Source organism: Collinsella sp. CLA-ER-H10 (genome assembly GCF_040092475.1).
GTDB lineage: Bacteria > Actinomycetota > Coriobacteriia > Coriobacteriales > Coriobacteriaceae > Collinsella.
Genome location: NZ_JBBNLM010000063.1, coordinates 1 through 16,386, shown reverse-complemented (window position 1 = coordinate 16,386; position 16,386 = coordinate 1). Strand labels below are relative to the sequence as shown.

Sequence of the window (16,386 nt, the reverse complement as noted above, 5' to 3'; positions counted from 1 at the left end):
GCCCTATGCCACCTTCCTGTATCCGCGCGCCCTGCGCGCCTCGTCCATCGTTGCGTAGCGGGTAGCGTCCACCCAGTGGTCGTTCCCGTCGGGTATCTCGTTGAGCACCTCGCCGTCCGGCGTCTGCGCGTACTCCAGCGCGCGCACCTCCGCGGCCAGCCTCGGGCAGCGCTCCGGGTCGATGACCCATTCGGACAGCGACTGCAGGAAGCGGTAGCTGGCCATGCGGCCCGGCTTGCCCTTGCCGGCGGCCCTGGCGTTGACGCCGTGGTCGCGCTGCACGGCGATGGCCGTGGGGTCGGCGTCGTCGGACAGCACCGGCAGGTGGTGGTAGGCCGGGCGCCCGTCGCCGCCGTCCCACGTGAGCAGCCCCTTGACGCGCTCGGCCTGCCCGTCGGGCGGCAGCTTGTTGGCGCCGTCCTCGCAGAAGGTGAGCAGCGCGCGCCCGCCGGGGCGCCACTCGCTGCCCGTGACGGCCCACGGGTCGGGGTACCAGCCGAAGTCCTGGCCGAAGCGCAGGCGCTCGAACTGCGCCACCTCGTCGTCCGTGATGGCGCGGAACACCACGTTGTCGAACACCTCGGTGCCGATGCCCACCGGCTCGCCCAGGTACTCGTGGCGGTACGCGCGCTCGTCGGCCGCCTTCAGGCTCTCGGCGTCCTCGATGAACTGCCCGCCCAGCCACTCCGGCGGCACGTCCAGGTAGGTCGAGCGGAACACCGGCAGGCCCGCGGCCTCGCGGCGCTCCATCTCGGCGTTGACCCAGCAGCGAGCCGAGCGCGGCGGGTTGAACGAGTACAGGCGCACGCAGCCCTCGCCGCCTCGCGTGAGGGACTGCGTCACCTTGCGTATCTCGGCCATGCCGGCGAACTGGTCGGCCTCCTCGAACCACGCGCAGCCCACGTAGCCGAACGGCACCTTTATCGACTTGATCTTGTTGGCGTTGTCGCAGCCGCGGAAGATGATCTTCTGCCCGGTCGAGCGCCTGGTGATGCGCAGCGTGGACTCGGGCATGTCGTACTCGCCCTCCAGCCCCAGCGCGCGGATGGCCCAGACGGTCTGGGCGTAGGCCGCGTCGCGCAGGTCCGCCTTGCGCTTCATGAGCACGACGGCGTGCTGGTCGGGGTGCGTCTCGATGTACCTCACGACCTCCAGCGAGCAGAACGAGGACTTGGTGGAGCCTCGGCCGCCGGCCAGCCATATATCGCCGCGGTGGCCGCCGGCGATCATGCGGTGCGGCTCCAGGAACGGCGGGGCCAGCAGCAGCGCGAAGTCGCGCACGAATGCGGCGCGCTCCCCGGGCGCCTCGTCGGGCAGCCACTCCATGAGGCGGTCGGAGGCGTCGGCCAGCGCCTTGACGGCGGGCGCCATCTCCTTGTCCGCCAGGCTGTGACGCTCCACGGCCTCGCGGCCCTTGCGCAGCAGCAGCCCCTGGGCGTCGATGATCTCGGCGCGCGTGATGGTGGCGGCGCGTGCGGCGGCCTCCTGCAGCTCGGCGATTCTTTGCGAAACCTTGGCGACGCGCTCGACCTTGCAGGCGGCCACGTCGACGCTGGAGTCCTTCCACTTCGCGGACCCGGGGTATGCGGTCAGGTAGGCCGCGCGCTGCGTGGCCCCCTTCGCCCTCTCGCGGGCGTACGCCTCCTGCGCGGGCGTGAGTATGTCGGTCCTGTTGCTTCCCATGGGCGGCAGTGTCGGCCACGTGTCGCCAAAAGCGAAGGGGCCGCCCCGCGATGGGACGGCCCCGTGGAGGAGACCCGCCGGGCCCAGCCCGCCCGGCGTGCCCACAGTATCCGGTTGTTGTCGCCTGCTACCCCGCCAGCGCCGCGGCAAGCGCCATGCACCCGCGCAGCACCATGAGGTCGATGGCGAGCGCCGCCAGCAGCACGAGCAGGCAGCCCCTATTCGGTCCCTCGTCCACCGCGCACCCCCTTGGTCTCGTGCCACTCGAAGTCGGCGAACGCGTGCCCGCACCAGCGGCACTCGTCGCCGGCCCTGGGCAGCCTGTGCCACACCGTGCGCGTCCCGCATTTCGGGCAGCGCACCTCGATGCTCGGGCGCCTCTTGCGCTTCTCGTCCGTACCGTCCATCACTCGTCCTCCTCGATCTCGTCTATCCACAGCGCGCACTCCTCGGCCGCCCTCGTCGCCAGCTCGCGCGCCAGCGAGTCCGGCAGCCCGCGCAGAAGCTCCAGCAGGTTCTCGGCGGCGAGCCGGCACCCGGCGGCCCCGCCGCCCAGCAGCTCGACCTCGCCGCCGTCCGGCTCGATGGCCTGCACCCTCACGTCCCGCGGCATGTTCCAGTCGGCGAGGCCGTCGGAGACGATGAGGTGCATGCAGTCCCCCGGCCGCAGGCGGTCGTTCCCCAGCGGGCATGTCTGCCGCGCCTCGCGGAACGCGTACCACCCCTCGTGGACGCGCCCGCCCGCGTCCGTGTACCGCACGCGCGGCACCTGCGGCAGCGGGGAGGTCGCCGGCAGGTCGGTGTCCATGATCGAGATGCCCATGGCTACTCACCGCCCTTCCTCTGCCCGGCCGCGAACCACACGCGCAGCCCGCGGATGCACTCCGGGCACAGCTCGCGGTCGGTGCCCCTCACCCTCACGCTGTCGGCGAGCACGGTCCTGGCGTACCTCGGCAGCTCCATGGCCACGGTCTCCCCGCAGCGCTCGCACGTGTACCGGTGCATCTTCATCGGCCGCTCGCCTCCTCTCCGCGCTCCGCGTCGTCCGGTTCGAGGGCGCGCAGCCACTCCTCCAGTCCCATGACTGTGGCGCCGCACGTGTTCGCCACGGCCGCGGCGAAGGTCGCCGCCCCGTCGGTGTTCCATCCGGGGAGCAGGCACACGCCGTCGACGCACGGGCTGCCGTCTTGGTACTCGGTGGTCAGGTCGCGCACCATCTGCCGGAGCCTGTGGCCGTCGTCCACGGTCGGGTGCCACGGGAGCCAGCCGAACTTGACGGTGCCGGCGTCCTCCGCCGCGGCGTCCGCCGTCCTCTGCAGCAGCCCGCACGTCTCGCCGTACATGTCGAGGTCGGTCCAGACCGGCCCCACTATCGCCACGCGGCTGATATCCACGGCGCCGCGTCCCGGCACGTCCACCTTCATCGCCCGGTCACCTCCACGGCCTCCTTGCGGTAGTTCCCGCCGGCGGCGAACCACTCCTTGAAACTCTCAGTGCACTCCGGGCACAGGTGCCTCCTGCTGCCCACCTTCCAGATGCCGCGGTACGGCCTGTGCACGTACATCCTCGCGTCCATCTCCACGTACCGCCCGCAGCGGTCGCACTCGTAGACCTTCATCTCTCGTTCCTCTCGTTCGTTCTTATTTCTTGCATGAGCCCTAGGTTGCGGGGGCGGGAGCGTCGCGCACGAGTGCGGGCGCGGCCTTGGCCCGCACGCACGTCCCCCGTAACCCTAGGTCTTGCCGTTAGGTTGGTTAGGTCACTCTTATACCTTTAGGTATAGTCCGACCTAACCTAACTACCAGCCGGTCATGGCCGCCTCCATCTCCGGGTCGCGCAGCACGCCGGGCTTGCCCCTGCCGCCCTCGGAGATGATCGGGCACCAGTCGTTCTTGTCGGCCTTCACCCAGTTCTTCACCTGCCCCTCGGTGGGCGCCCTGCCGTCGACCTCTGGCATGCGCTCCACCACGTTGGCCACGGTGGCGTCCACGCCGTCCTCGGCGCAGGCGGCCATGCCGTCGCGCAGCGCGGCCAGCTTGGCCTCCTGCTTGCGGGCGTCGTTCCTGGCCTTGCGCTCGCGGCCCTGCGCGCGGTAGTCCGCGCGGCCCAGCTCCTCGCCCTCGGGGCTGGCGTCGGCGAGCGCGCCGGTGGAGTCGATGCGGTGCATGGGGTAGTCGAACAGCAGGTTCACCGGCTCGAAGCGCGGGAACTCGCGCAGGGTCCCCTCGACGCGCCACGCGGTCATGGCGCAGGCCGACCGGCGCGCGGCCACCACGCCGTCCAGGAACGCGCCGGCCCACTCCGGGCGGGCGGCCTCGACGCGCGAGCGGCACGCCGAGACCATCGCGTCCCCGCCCGCGGCCCTGGCGTCGTCGGGCACGGCGGCGCGCCAGTCGCCGAGCGCCTGCGCGTTGGCGTCCATCCACGCCTCGCACCAGCCGCCCACGCGCCTCGCCTCCAGCTGGGCGCGCAGCTCGTCGGAGACGTGCAGCTCCAGCATGTCCAGCAGCGCGTCGGGGTCGCGGGCGAAGACTCCCGAGCCGGATGCGCGGTCCATGGAGCGCTTGCCGCCCTGCGCGCCCTTGGAGTGGTGGTGGCAGTAGATGACCGCGCACCCCAGGCTGTCGGCCACGCGGTCGAACTGGTTGCAGAACGCGGCCATCTGGTCGGCCGAGTTCTCGTCGCCGGTGATCACCTTGTAGATGGGGTCGATGATGACGGCGATGGGGCGCTCCTTGGCCGCGCGGCGTATGAGCGCCGGCGCCAGCTGGTCCATGGGCTTGGAGCGGCCGCGCAGGTTCCAGATGCACACGTTCTCCAGGTTGCGCGGCTCGGCGCCCATGGCGGCGTAGACGTCGCGGAAGCGGTGGAGGCACGATGCGCGGTCCAGCTCCAGGTTCACGTACATGACGCGGCCCTGCGCGCACCTCCAGCCGAACCACGGCAGCCCCTCGGCCAGCGACACGGTGAGCCCGATCAGGGCGAAGGACTTGCCCGCCTTGGAGGGGCCGGCCAGGAGCATCTTGTGCCCCTGGCGCAGCACGCCCTCGATCAGCGGCGGCGCGAGCTCGGGCGGGTCGTCCCACGTGGCGGCCAGCGTCTCGGGGTCGGGCAGGTCGTCGTTCTGCTCCTCCAGCCACTCGCGCCACTCCTTCCAGCTCGCCCTGCCCATGGAGCCCGCCACCATCCACTGCCTGCGGCCGGCGCGCATGGCGCCGGGCATGCGGGACAGGCGGGACGGGTTCTTGTTCTGGGTGTCGAGCTTCAGGCCGTTGTCGGCGCACGTGCGGTACAGGAAGTCGACGCGCTTGCGGTACTCGTCGTAGTCGCGGGCGTCGACGCGCACGATGGCGTGCACGGACTTGTTGCCGCTGTGGACCACGGCGGCGATGGGAAGCTCCAGGGCGCGCATGACGGCCATCTGGCGGCCCGGCGCCATCTCGTCGGACTCCACGAGCGCGTAGCGGAACTCCGCCACGTTGTCGTTGCGCACGCCGCCGCCGTCCAGCGGGTTGAAGCGTATCCACGCGCCGCTCTCGGGGTTCGGCGCGCCGATGGAGCTGGCGAGGTCGTCGCCGTACTTGGCCACGCTCTCGATCAGCTCGCCGGCGGTGCGGGTGTAGATGCCCTTGCCCGCCGGCGTCCACCGGCCGTCGCGCTCGAACGCCTCGGTGACGTAGCCCACCACGTCCTCGGGGTCGAACAGCGCCGACAGGTAGCGCGTGAGCTGCTCGCCGGGGTGCCAGTCCGCCGCGTCTGGCTCGCGCAGCTCGTCGGACTCCAGCCACGTGGGGTCCACGACGACGTTGGCCGGCTTGGCCGCCGGGGCCGCCTGCGGGCGGGTCGTGCGCCAGTCGCGGGCGCCGGGCTGGCCGGGGCCGTCCCACGGGTCGGCCTCGCACACGTCCCAGTCCAGCGCCACGTCGTCGGAGGCGGGCGGCTCGTAGCCGGCCTCCATGGCCATGTGCACGAGCGTGCCGCCGTTCACGCGGCCGTCGCCGCCGGCGCGGAAGGTGCGGTACTTGCGCTCGCACTCCCCGGCGTGGTAGCGGGCTGCGTCGCGGGCGCTCCACGCGTCCCAGACCTCCCACGGCACGCCCTCGGCCGCCAGCGCCATGCCGACGTCAACCCACCCGCGGTAGTCCAGCCCCGCGGGGTCCACGGCGTCCAGCAGCCCCTGCAGGTCGTCCTCCAGCAGGCTGCCGCCGCCGTATCCGTAGTCGTCCATCCCTTACACCCCGTTCCTCGGGTCGTAGGTCGCCGGGTCGACGCCGCGCGGGACGCCGCGCCAGCCCTGCGCCGCTATGCGGCCGATCATGTTGCTGGCCGCCTCGAACGGCCACGTGCCCACGGCGCGGAAGCCGTAGGACTCCAGCCGCCGTATCTGCTTGGGGGTCGCCAGCCCCTCGCGGCGGCGCTGCGCCAGGCGGTCCAGCAGCAGGCTGGCCTTGCCGCGGCACTCCACGGCGTCCGGGAAGATGCCGTAGCGCTCCAGCGCCGCCAGCTGCTTGTCCGTCGGCGGCTCCAGCTCGGCTGGGAACGCGGGCTCCCAGCCGGCCAGGTCCTCCGAGCGGATGCTCATGGCGAACTGCACCGGGTCCACCAGCGCGCGCTTCCTCTTGCGCATGGACGCCAGCTGCTCGGCCAGCGCCTCCTCGCGCTGCCGCACGACGTCCTCGGACGCCTGCCGCTCCACGGCGTCCAGGTCGACCGGCCCGCCGGCGGCCCCGGCGATCTGGGTCATGCGCTCGGCCACCTCGGGCGACCTGGCCACGATGTGCGCCGGGCGGCACAGGTCGTGGCGCTCGGTCATCCACAGGAAGTCGAGCACCAGCAGGTCGGTCTTGCCGGTGGCCGGGCTCAGGCGGGTGCCGCGGCCCACCATCTGCACGTACAGGCTGCGCACCTTTGTGGCGCGCAGCACCACCACGCAGTCCACGCTGGGGCAGTCCCAGCCCTCGGTGAGCAGCATCGAGTTGCACAGCACCGAGCCGGGTCCGGCGGCGTCGAAGCGCGCCAGCGTCTCGGCGCGGTCGGGGCTGTCGCCGTTGACCTCCATGGCGTCGAAGCCGCGCTCCGCTAGCGCCGCCGCGAACTTCTTGGACGTGGCCACGAGCGGCAGGAAGGCCACGGTCTTGCGGCCCATGCACCCGGCCGCGGCCATCTCGTCGGCGATGCGCCCCAGGTACGGGTCCAGCGCCGTGCCCAGGTCGCCGGCGGAGAAGTCGCCGGAGGAGACCCTGACGCCGGCCAGGTCGATGGGCAGCGGCACGGTCTCGGCGCGGATGGGGCACAGGTACCCCTCGCGGATGGCGGTCGGCAGCGTGTACTCGTAGGCCACGCTCTCGAAGTACTGGCCCAGGTCGCGCTTGTCCCCGCGGTCGGCGGTGGCGGTCACGCCCAGGACCTTCGCGCCGGGGAAGTGCTCCAGCACCTGCTGGTAGGAGTCGGACAGCGCGTGGTGCGCCTCGTCGACCACGATGGCGTCGAAGTGGTCGTGGGCGAAGCGCGCCAGGCGCTTGGGCCTCATGAGGGTCTGCACGCTGCCGACGGTCACGCGGTACCAGCTGCCCGCGCTCGTCTCCTCGGCGCGCTCGACCGAGCAGCCCAGCCCGGTGGCGGCGCGCAGCTTGTCGGCGGCCTGCTGCAGCAGCTCGCCGCGGTGGGCGAGTATCAGGACGCGGCCGCCCGCGTCCACGACGTCCTTGGCCACGGTGCAGAAGACCACGGTCTTGCCGCACCCCGTGGGGAGGACCAGGAGCGTGCGCGCCCGGCCCCCCTCCCACTCGCGCTCGATGGCCTCGCGCGCGGCCTGCTGGTAGGGTCTCAGCTCCACGGGTGCCGCCTCCCTACTGGATGCCCCAGGCGCCGGGGGCCGCCTGCTGTTGGAAGGCCGGCGGCTGGACGCCCTGTGAGGCCGCCTGCGGGGCGGGTGCGCCCGGTGCGGGCGAGTACTGCGGCGCGGGCGCGAACGCGCCGTTCTGGGGCGCCTGGGACGCCTGCGGGGCGTATCCGGGGGCCTGCTGCTGCGGCGCCGGGACGGCCTGCGTGAGGTTCGATACGTCGGCGGCGGCCCTGCATGCGGCGTCGTAGGACTTCCACGCCTCCTCCTGCTCCTCGGGCTTCACGAACCACTCGACGTCGTTGGTCTGGCGCTCCTGGCCGTCGCGGCCGGTGTAGGAGCGCACCTTCAGCTTGACCCAGCCGGTCGAGCCCTCGATGCCGCCCCAGTCGATGATCACCTTGCCGGCCCCGTTGCGGCCGCGCCCCACCGACTCCATGAAGCGCGAGACCTTCCACAGCTGGTTGCGCGTGATGTACAGGCGCTGCTGCACCGTCGTGTCGCGGCCGTCGGCGCCGGTCACGGACAGCGTGAGCTTGGCCATGGGGCACTGCGGCATCTTCTGCGAGCCCTGGTAGCGCTCGCGCTCCATCTTCTCGACGCGGAAGGGGTAGAAGCCCTCGGGCAGCAGCGTCCATCCGCCGTGGCTGCCGTCGTCCGGGTCCGCCTCGCACACGTCCCAGTCGAGCGCCACGTCCTGCATCTCTGCCATCTCTCAATCCTTTCTCTCTCGCCGCCCTCGGCGGCTCTCTGCTAGTTGAAGGGCACGTCCTCGGCGGCGCGGTACTCGGCCACCTTGGCCTTGACCGCGTCCCACTGCGGGACGATCAGGCCGGCGACGTAGTCGGCCGGGTAGTTGGCCAGCGGCGTGTCGGGCGTGAAGTGGCCCTGCAGCACCGCGAAGCCGCGCACCTCGTCGGGCGTGACGCCGTCGCGCTCCATGAGCTGGACGGCCGGAGCCCAGAACGCGGGCAGCCCCTCCGTGCCGGGGATGCTCGCCGGGGCGTCGCCCGCGGGTGCCGGCTGGGGCCCCGGTGCCTGGGTGGGTGCCGGGACGGGCTGCGGTGCCGGTGCCGGTGCCGGTGCCGTGGCGGGTGCCGGGGTCGCGGCCGGCTGCGGGGCCGCGGGCGCCATGGGGGAGGGCACGTGCGGCGCGATGGCCTCGTAGCCCAGCGGCACCTCGTCGGGAAGCCCCCAGCGGTTCTTGGCGTCCCAGGCGGCGTGGTGCGTGGTGAAGATGGTGCGCTTGGCGCCGCGCGCCTTGCCCTTGGCGCTGAAGCCCTCGCCGACCATCTCGACGACGGTCTTGTAGTTGACGAACAGCAGCGCGTCGGCCCACTCCTTCAGCAGGGCGGCGTCCCTCTTGTACATCTTCATGGTCCAGCGGTCGTAGCTCGCCGCCTCGTCGGGCTGGTCGAACTTGCTCACCGTGGCGTGCGCGGTCACCACCACGTTCATGCCGGCGTCTCGCACGTCGGTGAGCAGGTCGAGCAGGCGGCCGAACTCCTCCAGCGCGTACTGCCAGCACTTGCCGTAGTTCAGCGCCTCCATGCTCTGCCACTTGTTCTTGGCGCACAGCTCGGCGCACAGCAGGCGCTCGGCCCAGTCGGCCGTGTCCAGCACCAGCGTGCCGCACGGTCGCTCCGCGGCCACGGCGCGCACGAGGTCCTTCAGCGCCGTCCAGCTCTGCGGCGCCTGGGTGCGGGCCACGTCGTAGCCCTCGGTGCCGCCCTCGGTGTCGATGAACAGCGGGTCGGGGAACTGCGCGGCCAGCGTGGTCTTGCCGACACCCTCAACGCCATAGAGGGCCACTTTCTGCGGGTGGATGGTCGCCCCGCGGCTAATGTTCAGCATTGTTGTTCCTCCTGTTGTTGGCCTGTGTTTTTGCATCTGCCCACCTGCAGTTGTCAGGACAGTAGTCGCCGTTCACGTCTATACGGTCCAAAGTGCAGGCCATATAAGGCGCGTCGGGGTCGTATCCGGCTGATTCCGCCCAGTTGCGAAATGCACCGAAGTCGTGCAGCCATTCGTCACACACGCGGATGCCGCGGCCGCCGTAATTCGGGTAGTCCTTGCGGGACTTGTCGTAGCAGCGCTGCTTCATGGCGTGCCACACGCCGTACAGCCGCGACCTGTTGCCGCCGTGCGTTGCGTGCGCTCTGTTCCTGGCCGCCAACTGTTCCGAGTGGATGCAGCCGCAGCTGCGTGTGTTGCCGCTCGTTAGCGAGGTTGACAGTACGGCGACCTCGTTGCCGCAGTCGCACTTGCAAAGCCACGCCGCTCTGCCGTTGATAGTGCCGTCTCGCCGGAGCGCCGTGAGCCGCCCGAACTTGCGCCCAGTCAGGTCGATGAAGGCCCCCATTACCTGATCTCCCATCCGGCCGGCGCGACGGGCGCCTCGGCCTTCTCAGTGCCGCCGGGCTCGCCGAGCTGCCCGCGGCCGTCCTCTATCACCAGGCTGCACTCGCCGCCGGTGGACACGCGCGTGCCGATCACCTGCAGGCCCTCGGACTCGGCCCACGCGCCGAACTCGGCCAGCGTCTGCAGGTCCATCTGCTCCAGCTTGTCGACCAGCACGAAGCCGCACTCCGGCTTCAGGCGGCGCACGATGGCCGTGGCCACCTTCAGCTGCTCGCTGCCGCTCATGCAGTCCCACGGCTGGCCGCCGTAGGTCAGGCGCGCCTCCTCGTCGACGGACAGGCCCGGCAGCGGCAGGTCGGCGCCGCGCAGCAGGTCCGTGCGCTCGGCGCGGATGCGGTCCATCTCGGCGTCCAGGTCGTCGTACTGGGACTTCAGCTCGTCGGCCTCGGCCATGGCGCGGGCGCGGCGGGCGTTGGTGCGCACCTTCTCGTTCACGGCGTCGGCCGCGGCCAGCTGCGCCTGCAGCTCGTCGGTGGACTCGTCGTGCAGCTGCGCGGCGTCCTTGCTCGCCGTCGCGGCGTCCATGGTGAGCTTCAGCACCTCGGCGGCCTTGGCCTCGATGGACGCGGCCAGCTGCGACTCCTGCTGCTTCAGCGCCGCCATCTGCTGGCGCGCCGCGGCCAGCTGGCCGTTGATGCGCTCCGCCTCGTTGCGCTTGCGCTGGTTCTCGCCGTTGCGGGCGAGGATGGCGGACTGCGCGGCGATCAGCTCGGCGGCGTCGACCTCCTCGGCCGGGGCGTCCGGCCAGAACTGCATCTCCTCGGCGCTCGCGCGCTTCTGGCGCTCCATCACGCCGACGTCGTGGCGCTGGTTGTAGACGCTGCTCGCCTTGGCGTCCAGCTCGGCGAGGCGGTCGCCCACGCCCAGGATGGACAGCAGCGTCTCGGCCTTGTCCTTGTCGCTCGACTCCATGAAGCGCGGCAGGTCGAGCGCCAGGCGGTCCACCAGCGAGCTCAGCAGCGCCTGCCCGGACTTGCGGCCGGAAGGGTCGGTCACCTTCAGCGAGCCGTTCTTGCCGCGGCGCTCCACCACGATGCCGTTGTCCAGCACCACGCGCAGCGCCGGGGCGCTCGCCGCGCCCTCGCGGGCCGCGTTGGACGGGCGCAGCTTGTCGCCGCCCAGCGCCCAGCCGATGGCGTCGAGCAGGCTGGTCTTGCCCTGCCCGTTGCGGCCGCCGATCACGGTCAGCCCCTCGGCGCGCGGCTCCAGGTAGACCGCCTTCACCCTCTTGACGTTCTCGGCCTCGACCGATGCGATCTTGACCATCTCTACTTCTCCTCCTCGTTCTCGTTCTCGTTCTCGCGCACGGCCTCCAGCCATGCCTTGGCCTCCGCCACGAGCTGCATCTGGCCCGCGCCCATGCGCCAGCCGTCCTCGACGGCCGCGGCCACGGCCTCCAGCCACGCCGCGACGGCGACGTCCGCCTGCACGGTGCCGCCGGGCTGGCCGCCGGCCACGCACATCCACGCGCCGCCTCCCGGGGTCGCGTCGTTGAGCCAGTCGTGGAGCGCGTAGGCCCCGCACATGCCGGTGATGCGGCCGTCCGGGCGCGTGCCGTCGTAGCCCGCCGCGTCCAGGGCCTCGGACGCCTCCGTGTAGGCCGACCACTCGTTGGCGGGGTCGCCCAGGAACGCAGAGGCGGCCTTGGCCATGGCGTGCTCCGGGTAGTCGCCCCCCAGCAGGCGCTCGGCGAGGTGCGCGAACATGGAGCCGACCGCCTCGCGGCACGTCGTCTCCATGCGGTCGGTGTCCTCCTTCAGCTTGGACGCCGCCGCCTTCTCCTCGGTGTCGGCGGGCACGTAGCGGTAGGCGTACGGCACGGCCGTCGTCGGCAGCACCAGCACCCACGCGGCGCCCTCCGGGTCGTCGGCGGCCTTGGCCTCGAACGCCTTGGGGTTGTCGGCGCGGCAGTCGTAGGCGTAGCCGGCCGTGTCGAAGGACTTCTGGCCGTGCAGCTCGATGCCCAGGCGCTCGGCGGCCTCGTCGAAGGCGGCCACGGTGCGCTCGCTCTCGATCTCGCGGCGGCACTCGTTGGCCACGCGCACCCAGTCGCGCTCGCTCGCGTTCGCCACGCGGACCGCGCGCTGGCCGGTGAACTCGGCCACGGCCAGCAGGTGGTCCAGGCTCATGGTCTCGGCCTCGGCGCCGATCTCGGACGCCACGCGGCGCACGCGGGCCATGCCCTTCTTGCGCACGGCGCGCTCGACCTTCTCGGGCTCCACGCCCAGCAGCAGGCAGCGCTGCGCGCCGCGGCTGCGCTCGGCGTCGTCCAGCGGCTTCTTGTCGTCGGTGGCCAGCATCGCCAGCGCGGCGTCGGCGTCGCCCCAGTCCTCGCACACCACGGCGTCGAACTCGGCCGTGCCGGCCTTGCGCATGGCGCGCCAGCGGCGCTCGCCGTCGACGATGCGGTACACGCCGCCGTCCTGCACGAGCAGCGGCGGGGTCATGGGCTCGCCGGGGTGCGCCGGGTTCAGCGCGAAGCTGGCGGCCAGCGCGTCGAGGTCGCCGAAGTCGCGGCGGGGGTTGCCCTCGCTCGGGTAGACGTCCTCGGTCTTTACTCTCTTGAGTTGCATGTTTCCTACTCCTCCTAGCTGGGAAAATGCGTTTGTGTCATTGATTTGAGATTTTTTTAATCATCCGTTCGAGGCGTCGGCGCCTCGCCTTCAGCAGCCTGGTGAGCGTCCTCACCTCCCACCGCTCCAGCGCCTCTTGGTAGGCGTCGCGCGCCCTCGCGGCGCGGTAGGGCGTCATGCCCTCGGTTCGGGGAGGCGCGGGCCTCGGGTCCGGTGCGCTCTGCAGCCTCGTCTCGGTGGACGCGTACACGGCGCGGTCGGCCGGCCCCAGGCGCTCCATGGCCTCGGCCGTCTCGGACTCCGCGCGGGCCACCAGCGCCCTCAGCTCGCACGGGCGGCAGGTGCCGCTCGCCCTCAGCCCCGTGCGGGCCATCCCGCACGCCGGGCACGTCTCGGAGCACCTCGGCTCCCAGTGGCGCAGGCTCACGCCCATGCGGGACGCCTTCTGGCGCACGGCCTCGTTGGACCTCCTCAGCGCCCTGGCCACCTCGCGCCTCGGCATCGTGCCGGCGATCTCGGCCAGCCTGCGCTCCTCGGAGGCCGTCCACGGGCGGCACCGCTCACCCCTCCTCATTCGGCGCGCCCTCGCCGGTGTGCAGGTAGTACCAGCCGTGCGCGAAGGCGCTGCGCTCGTGCTCGTTGGTCACGAGACCCTGCCCCAGGTAGAACTGCCGGCTGTTCCTCAGCCAGTCCACGGTCCACGCGGCGTTGCCGCGCGTCCTGCCGTTGAGCACCTGCCTGCTGGTCTGCAGCACGACCTCCTCGCCGGCCTCGCGCAGGTGGCCCAGCAGCTGGCCGCACAGCCACGGCGTCTGGTGCGAGCCCTTGGTGCCGCCGCAGCGCCCGGGGTAGGGGACGAAGCCCTCCATGACGACCGGCCCATGCTCGTGGGTATCCAGAAACCTCCGCAGCAGCGTCCAGATCTCCTCGCAGCGCGCGTCCAGCAGGTCGTTGTCCGCGCCGCAGCCCACCTTGAAGGCGAACGTGCGCGAGTCGAGCACGCGGCGCCCCGTCATGTGGACCACGCCGGTGTGGAGCGACCCGGGGTCGATGGCCACAATGGTCTCTACTCCATCGCCCATTCCGCCACACCCCCCTGGTAGTCGGAGACCGCGGCGGAGTAGCCGCGCTCGTACGCCCGGTCCGTGCCGTACGCGCGGCCCTCGCCGTAGCCGGCCGCCGTGCCCTGCGTGTAGCCGAGCTGCCACGCCTGCCCCACGGCGAGCGCGACGAGCAGGGCCACGGCGAGCGCCGTGCGCACCGTGCGCCAGAACTCGGCGCGCCTGTGCGATACTTGCGGGTACCCGCTCACGCGGGCCTCTTCAGGGGACTGGGCGCGCTGTGCTTGGCGGCTTGTGCGCGCTCGGCCCTCCACCTCTCGTACTCCCGCCGGACCTCCGGCAGGGCGAACGCGGACCTTGCGGCAGTCAGCGCCGCCCGACGCTCCGCGGCTGTGGCGCCCATATACGATCACCTCCGCCATTACTCCTCCTCTTCCAGCAGCTGCTCCATGGTCACGCCCAGCACCTCGGCCAGCTTCCTCAGCTTGGGCACGCTGGCCAAAGTGCGGCCGCGCTCCCAGTTGCTCACCTGCGTCACGCTCGACGCGCCCACGGCCACCGCCAGCTGCATCTGGGTCATGCCCAGCTCCTCGCGGCGCTCCTTCATCAGCTTCCCGTTCATCTACTCCTCCTTCTCCTTGTCGTCGTCCCACTCGGGTGCGCGCACGATGGTCTCGAAGTCCGTGGCCCAGCCGACGCCGCGCACGGTGAAGCGGATGCTGGCGCAGGCGTAGTGCGTCTTGCCGCCCAGCTCGAAGGGCTTGCACATGTCGGACTCCATGAGCTTCATGTCCAGCGTGTCGAAGCCCCACTTCGCGTTGATGCGCGAGGCGATGGAGTGGTGCGTCTCCTCCATGCAGCCGTTCTCGCCCAGCTCGAAGCTGAACATCTCCGGCACCGTGGCCTCGTAGCTCGGGCTGTACTTCTCGTCCATTGCTTCTCCTCTCGGTAGGTTGTGTTCGTGTAGTAGTACACGAACTTGTTGCATCTGTAAGATACAAAGAATCCGTGTACTAGTCAACTAATAATTTGCAATTTATAATCGAGGTTATGTAGTAGGTACACAGATAGGCGGTGAAAATCGCATGCTTTACGAGCTAAAAGCGATCAGGAAGCGCTCCAACCTCTCGCAAAAGGAAGCCGCCGAGCAGCTGGGTGTGAACCCCGGGACGTATAGAAACTGGGAACAGTGCAAGAACCAGCCGCAGAAAAGCTCCGAAGTAAAGCGCTTGGCCGACTTCTTCGGCGTAACCGTTTCGGAGCTATACGGGTATGACCTCGCCGCGCCAGGCGTCATTGCCGCCGCCATGGGGATACCGGACGAACCGGAGCCAAAACCTGTACGCGTGATAGACAAGCGCCTGGAGGCCATCGGGGACGCCTACGAGGCGATGAACGAGAACGGCCGGCACGTGCTGCACAGCGTGGCCACGTCGCTGGCGCGCGACCCGGCCAACGCCGGCGGGGAGTAGTTCGGCGGTATCCGATTGATATGTGAGGGGAGGCGCCCGGCCATGGCCACGGCGGCGATCTACGCCCGCTACAGCTCGGCGGGCCAGCGCGAGGAGTCCATCGAGGACCAGGTGAGGGTGTGCCGCGCGGCCATCGAGGCGGCCGGCGACGCCGTGGGGCACGTCTACGAGGACCGCGCCACGACCGGCACGACCACGGACCGCCGCGCCGGGTTCATGCGCATGGTGGCCGACGCCCAGAAGGGGCTGTTCTCGGCCGTGTACGTGTACAAGCTCGACCGCTTCGCGCGCAACCGCTACGACGCGGCCGTGTACCGCAGGCGCCTGAAGCAGGCCGGCGTGCGGCTCGTGAGCGCCACGGAGCGCACCGGGGACGGCCCGGACGGCATCCTGCTGGAGTCGATGCTGGAGGGGCTGGCGGAGTACTACAGCGCGAACCTCTCCGAGAACGTGCGGCGCGGGCTGGCGGGCAACGCCATGAAGTGCCGCCACAACGGCATCCGGGTGTTCGGCTACGACCACGGGCCGGACGGCCGCTACGTGGTCAACGAGGGCGAGGCGGCCGCCGTGCGCCGCGTGTTCGCCATGTACCAGCAGGGCGAGCCGTTCCGCGCCATCATCGAGGCGCTGCCGGCCGTGCGCTCGAAGGGCGGCGGCCCGCTCACGGTGCAGGCGGTCGGCAAGATGCTGCGCAACGACAAGTACTGCGGCGTCTACCGCTACGGGGACACGGTGGTGGAGGGCGGCATGCCAGCGATCATCCCGCGCGACGAGTTCGACGCCGTGCAGCGGCGCCTGGCGCTGCGCACGAGGAGAAGGAGGTCCACGGTGGACTACCTGCTGTCGGGGAAGCTGTTCGACTCGGAGGGCCACCGCTACCAGTCCAGCAGCGGCCACGGGAAGTCGGGCAGGAAGTACACGTACTACCGCTGCCCGGCGACGGGCCACCAGGTGCGCCGCGACGCGCTGGAGGCGGAGGTGGCCCGCATGGTGGCGGACGCCCTGGCCGCCGACGACGGCGCCGTGGAGGGCATCGTGGCCGACGTCATGGCCGAGCAGGAGGCGGCGCTGGCCGACGACCTCGCCGCCGTGCGCGCCATGGAGAAAAGGCTGGGGCAGAACGCCCGCGAGCAGTCGCGCATGGTTGACCTCGCCGCGAAGACCGGCGCCGTGGACGCCGTGGCCGAGAAGCTGAACGCGCTGTCCGACGAGCGGGCGGCGCTGGAGGCCGAGATCGCCGACGCGCGCGCCGGCATGGGGGCGCTCGACGCCGACCAGGTGGAGTTCTGGGTGCGGCGCGTCATGGGGCGCTCCGACCCGCTGGAGGCCGTGCG

General features: G+C 71.2%; 19 protein-coding genes. 2 read left to right on the top strand and 17 right to left on the bottom strand.

Going from position 1 to position 16,386, the window contains the following annotated elements; genetic code table 11:
* Positions 1 to 3: 3 nt before the first annotated feature.
* From AAAX36_RS09600 to AAAX36_RS09520, 17 genes are all read right to left on the bottom strand, one after another.
* Entirely contained in the window at positions 4 to 1,545 is a 1,542-nt protein-coding gene (locus tag AAAX36_RS09600; RefSeq protein ID WP_349075340.1) for a phage terminase large subunit, read from the bottom strand.
* A gap of 544 nt (positions 1,546 to 2,089) precedes the next feature.
* Positions 2,090 to 2,506 (bottom strand): hypothetical protein, encoded by a 417-nt coding sequence (locus AAAX36_RS09595; RefSeq protein ID WP_349075338.1) that lies wholly within the window; start codon positions 2,504 to 2,506, stop codon positions 2,090 to 2,092.
* A 2-nt stretch (positions 2,507 to 2,508) separates the two neighbouring features.
* Positions 2,509 to 2,694, bottom strand: coding sequence for a hypothetical protein (locus tag AAAX36_RS09590; protein ID WP_349075337.1), 186 nt, complete (start codon positions 2,692 to 2,694; stop codon positions 2,509 to 2,511).
* A complete protein-coding gene (locus AAAX36_RS09585) occupies positions 2,691 to 3,107 on the bottom strand; it encodes a hypothetical protein (RefSeq protein ID WP_349075336.1) in 417 nt (138 codons plus the stop codon). Before AAAX36_RS09585 ends, AAAX36_RS09590 begins: the two co-directional genes overlap by 4 nt.
* Positions 3,104 to 3,301 carry a hypothetical protein gene (locus tag AAAX36_RS09580; protein ID WP_349075334.1) on the bottom strand — a complete coding sequence of 66 codons (198 nt, stop codon included), beginning with the start codon at positions 3,299 to 3,301 and terminating at the stop codon, positions 3,104 to 3,106. Before AAAX36_RS09580 ends, AAAX36_RS09585 begins: the two co-directional genes overlap by 4 nt.
* Before the next feature lie 180 nt (positions 3,302 to 3,481).
* On the bottom strand, positions 3,482 to 5,911 hold the full coding sequence (locus AAAX36_RS09575; RefSeq protein ID WP_349075332.1) for an AAA family ATPase: 2,430 nt from the start codon (positions 5,909 to 5,911) through the stop codon (positions 3,482 to 3,484).
* A 3-nt stretch (positions 5,912 to 5,914) separates the two neighbouring features.
* On the bottom strand, positions 5,915 to 7,519 hold the full coding sequence (locus tag AAAX36_RS09570; RefSeq protein WP_349075330.1) for a DEAD/DEAH box helicase: 1,605 nt from the start codon (positions 7,517 to 7,519) through the stop codon (positions 5,915 to 5,917).
* Positions 7,520 to 7,532: 13 nt separating this feature from the next.
* Entirely contained in the window at positions 7,533 to 8,237 is a 705-nt protein-coding gene (locus AAAX36_RS09565; RefSeq protein ID WP_349075329.1) for a hypothetical protein, read from the bottom strand.
* A 41-nt stretch (positions 8,238 to 8,278) separates the two neighbouring features.
* Entirely contained in the window at positions 8,279 to 9,379 is a 1,101-nt protein-coding gene (locus AAAX36_RS09560; RefSeq protein WP_349075326.1) for an ATP-binding protein, read from the bottom strand.
* Positions 9,366 to 9,887, bottom strand: coding sequence for a hypothetical protein (locus AAAX36_RS09555; RefSeq protein WP_349075324.1), 522 nt, complete (start codon positions 9,885 to 9,887; stop codon positions 9,366 to 9,368). Before AAAX36_RS09555 ends, AAAX36_RS09560 begins: the two co-directional genes overlap by 14 nt.
* A complete protein-coding gene (locus tag AAAX36_RS09550) occupies positions 9,887 to 11,212 on the bottom strand; it encodes an AAA family ATPase (protein WP_349075322.1) in 1,326 nt (441 codons plus the stop codon). The genes AAAX36_RS09555 and AAAX36_RS09550 overlap by 1 nt, the downstream gene beginning before the upstream one ends.
* Positions 11,213 to 11,214: 2 nt before the next feature.
* A complete protein-coding gene (locus AAAX36_RS09545) occupies positions 11,215 to 12,519 on the bottom strand; it encodes a ParB/RepB/Spo0J family partition protein (protein ID WP_349075321.1) in 1,305 nt (434 codons plus the stop codon).
* 37 nt (positions 12,520 to 12,556) lie between these two features.
* Positions 12,557 to 13,093, bottom strand: coding sequence for a hypothetical protein (locus AAAX36_RS09540; protein ID WP_349075319.1), 537 nt, complete (start codon positions 13,091 to 13,093; stop codon positions 12,557 to 12,559).
* On the bottom strand, positions 13,080 to 13,601 hold the full coding sequence (locus tag AAAX36_RS09535) for a hypothetical protein (protein WP_349075318.1): 522 nt from the start codon (positions 13,599 to 13,601) through the stop codon (positions 13,080 to 13,082). The genes AAAX36_RS09540 and AAAX36_RS09535 overlap by 14 nt, the downstream gene beginning before the upstream one ends.
* Positions 13,586 to 13,831, bottom strand: coding sequence for a hypothetical protein (locus AAAX36_RS09530; protein WP_349075315.1), 246 nt, complete (start codon positions 13,829 to 13,831; stop codon positions 13,586 to 13,588). The genes AAAX36_RS09535 and AAAX36_RS09530 overlap by 16 nt, the downstream gene beginning before the upstream one ends.
* Positions 13,832 to 14,001: 170 nt before the next feature.
* The gene (locus AAAX36_RS09525; protein WP_270224908.1) at positions 14,002 to 14,202 is read right to left on the bottom strand and encodes a helix-turn-helix transcriptional regulator; all 201 of its coding nucleotides are present in this window, start codon (positions 14,200 to 14,202) and stop codon (positions 14,002 to 14,004) included.
* Complete coding sequence (locus AAAX36_RS09520; protein WP_349075313.1) at positions 14,203 to 14,514, bottom strand: hypothetical protein; 312 nt, start codon at positions 14,512 to 14,514, stop codon at positions 14,203 to 14,205.
* A gap of 151 nt (positions 14,515 to 14,665) precedes the next feature.
* Here AAAX36_RS09520 and AAAX36_RS09515 point away from each other — a divergent pair, with 151 nt between their 5' ends.
* Both AAAX36_RS09515 and AAAX36_RS09510 read left to right on the top strand, forming a co-directional pair.
* The gene (locus tag AAAX36_RS09515) at positions 14,666 to 15,052 is read left to right on the top strand and encodes a helix-turn-helix transcriptional regulator (protein WP_349075311.1); all 387 of its coding nucleotides are present in this window, start codon (positions 14,666 to 14,668) and stop codon (positions 15,050 to 15,052) included.
* A gap of 42 nt (positions 15,053 to 15,094) precedes the next feature.
* Positions 15,095 to 16,386, top strand: a 1,292-nt coding sequence (locus AAAX36_RS09510) for a recombinase family protein (protein WP_349075308.1), incomplete at its 3' end; no start/stop codon positions are given.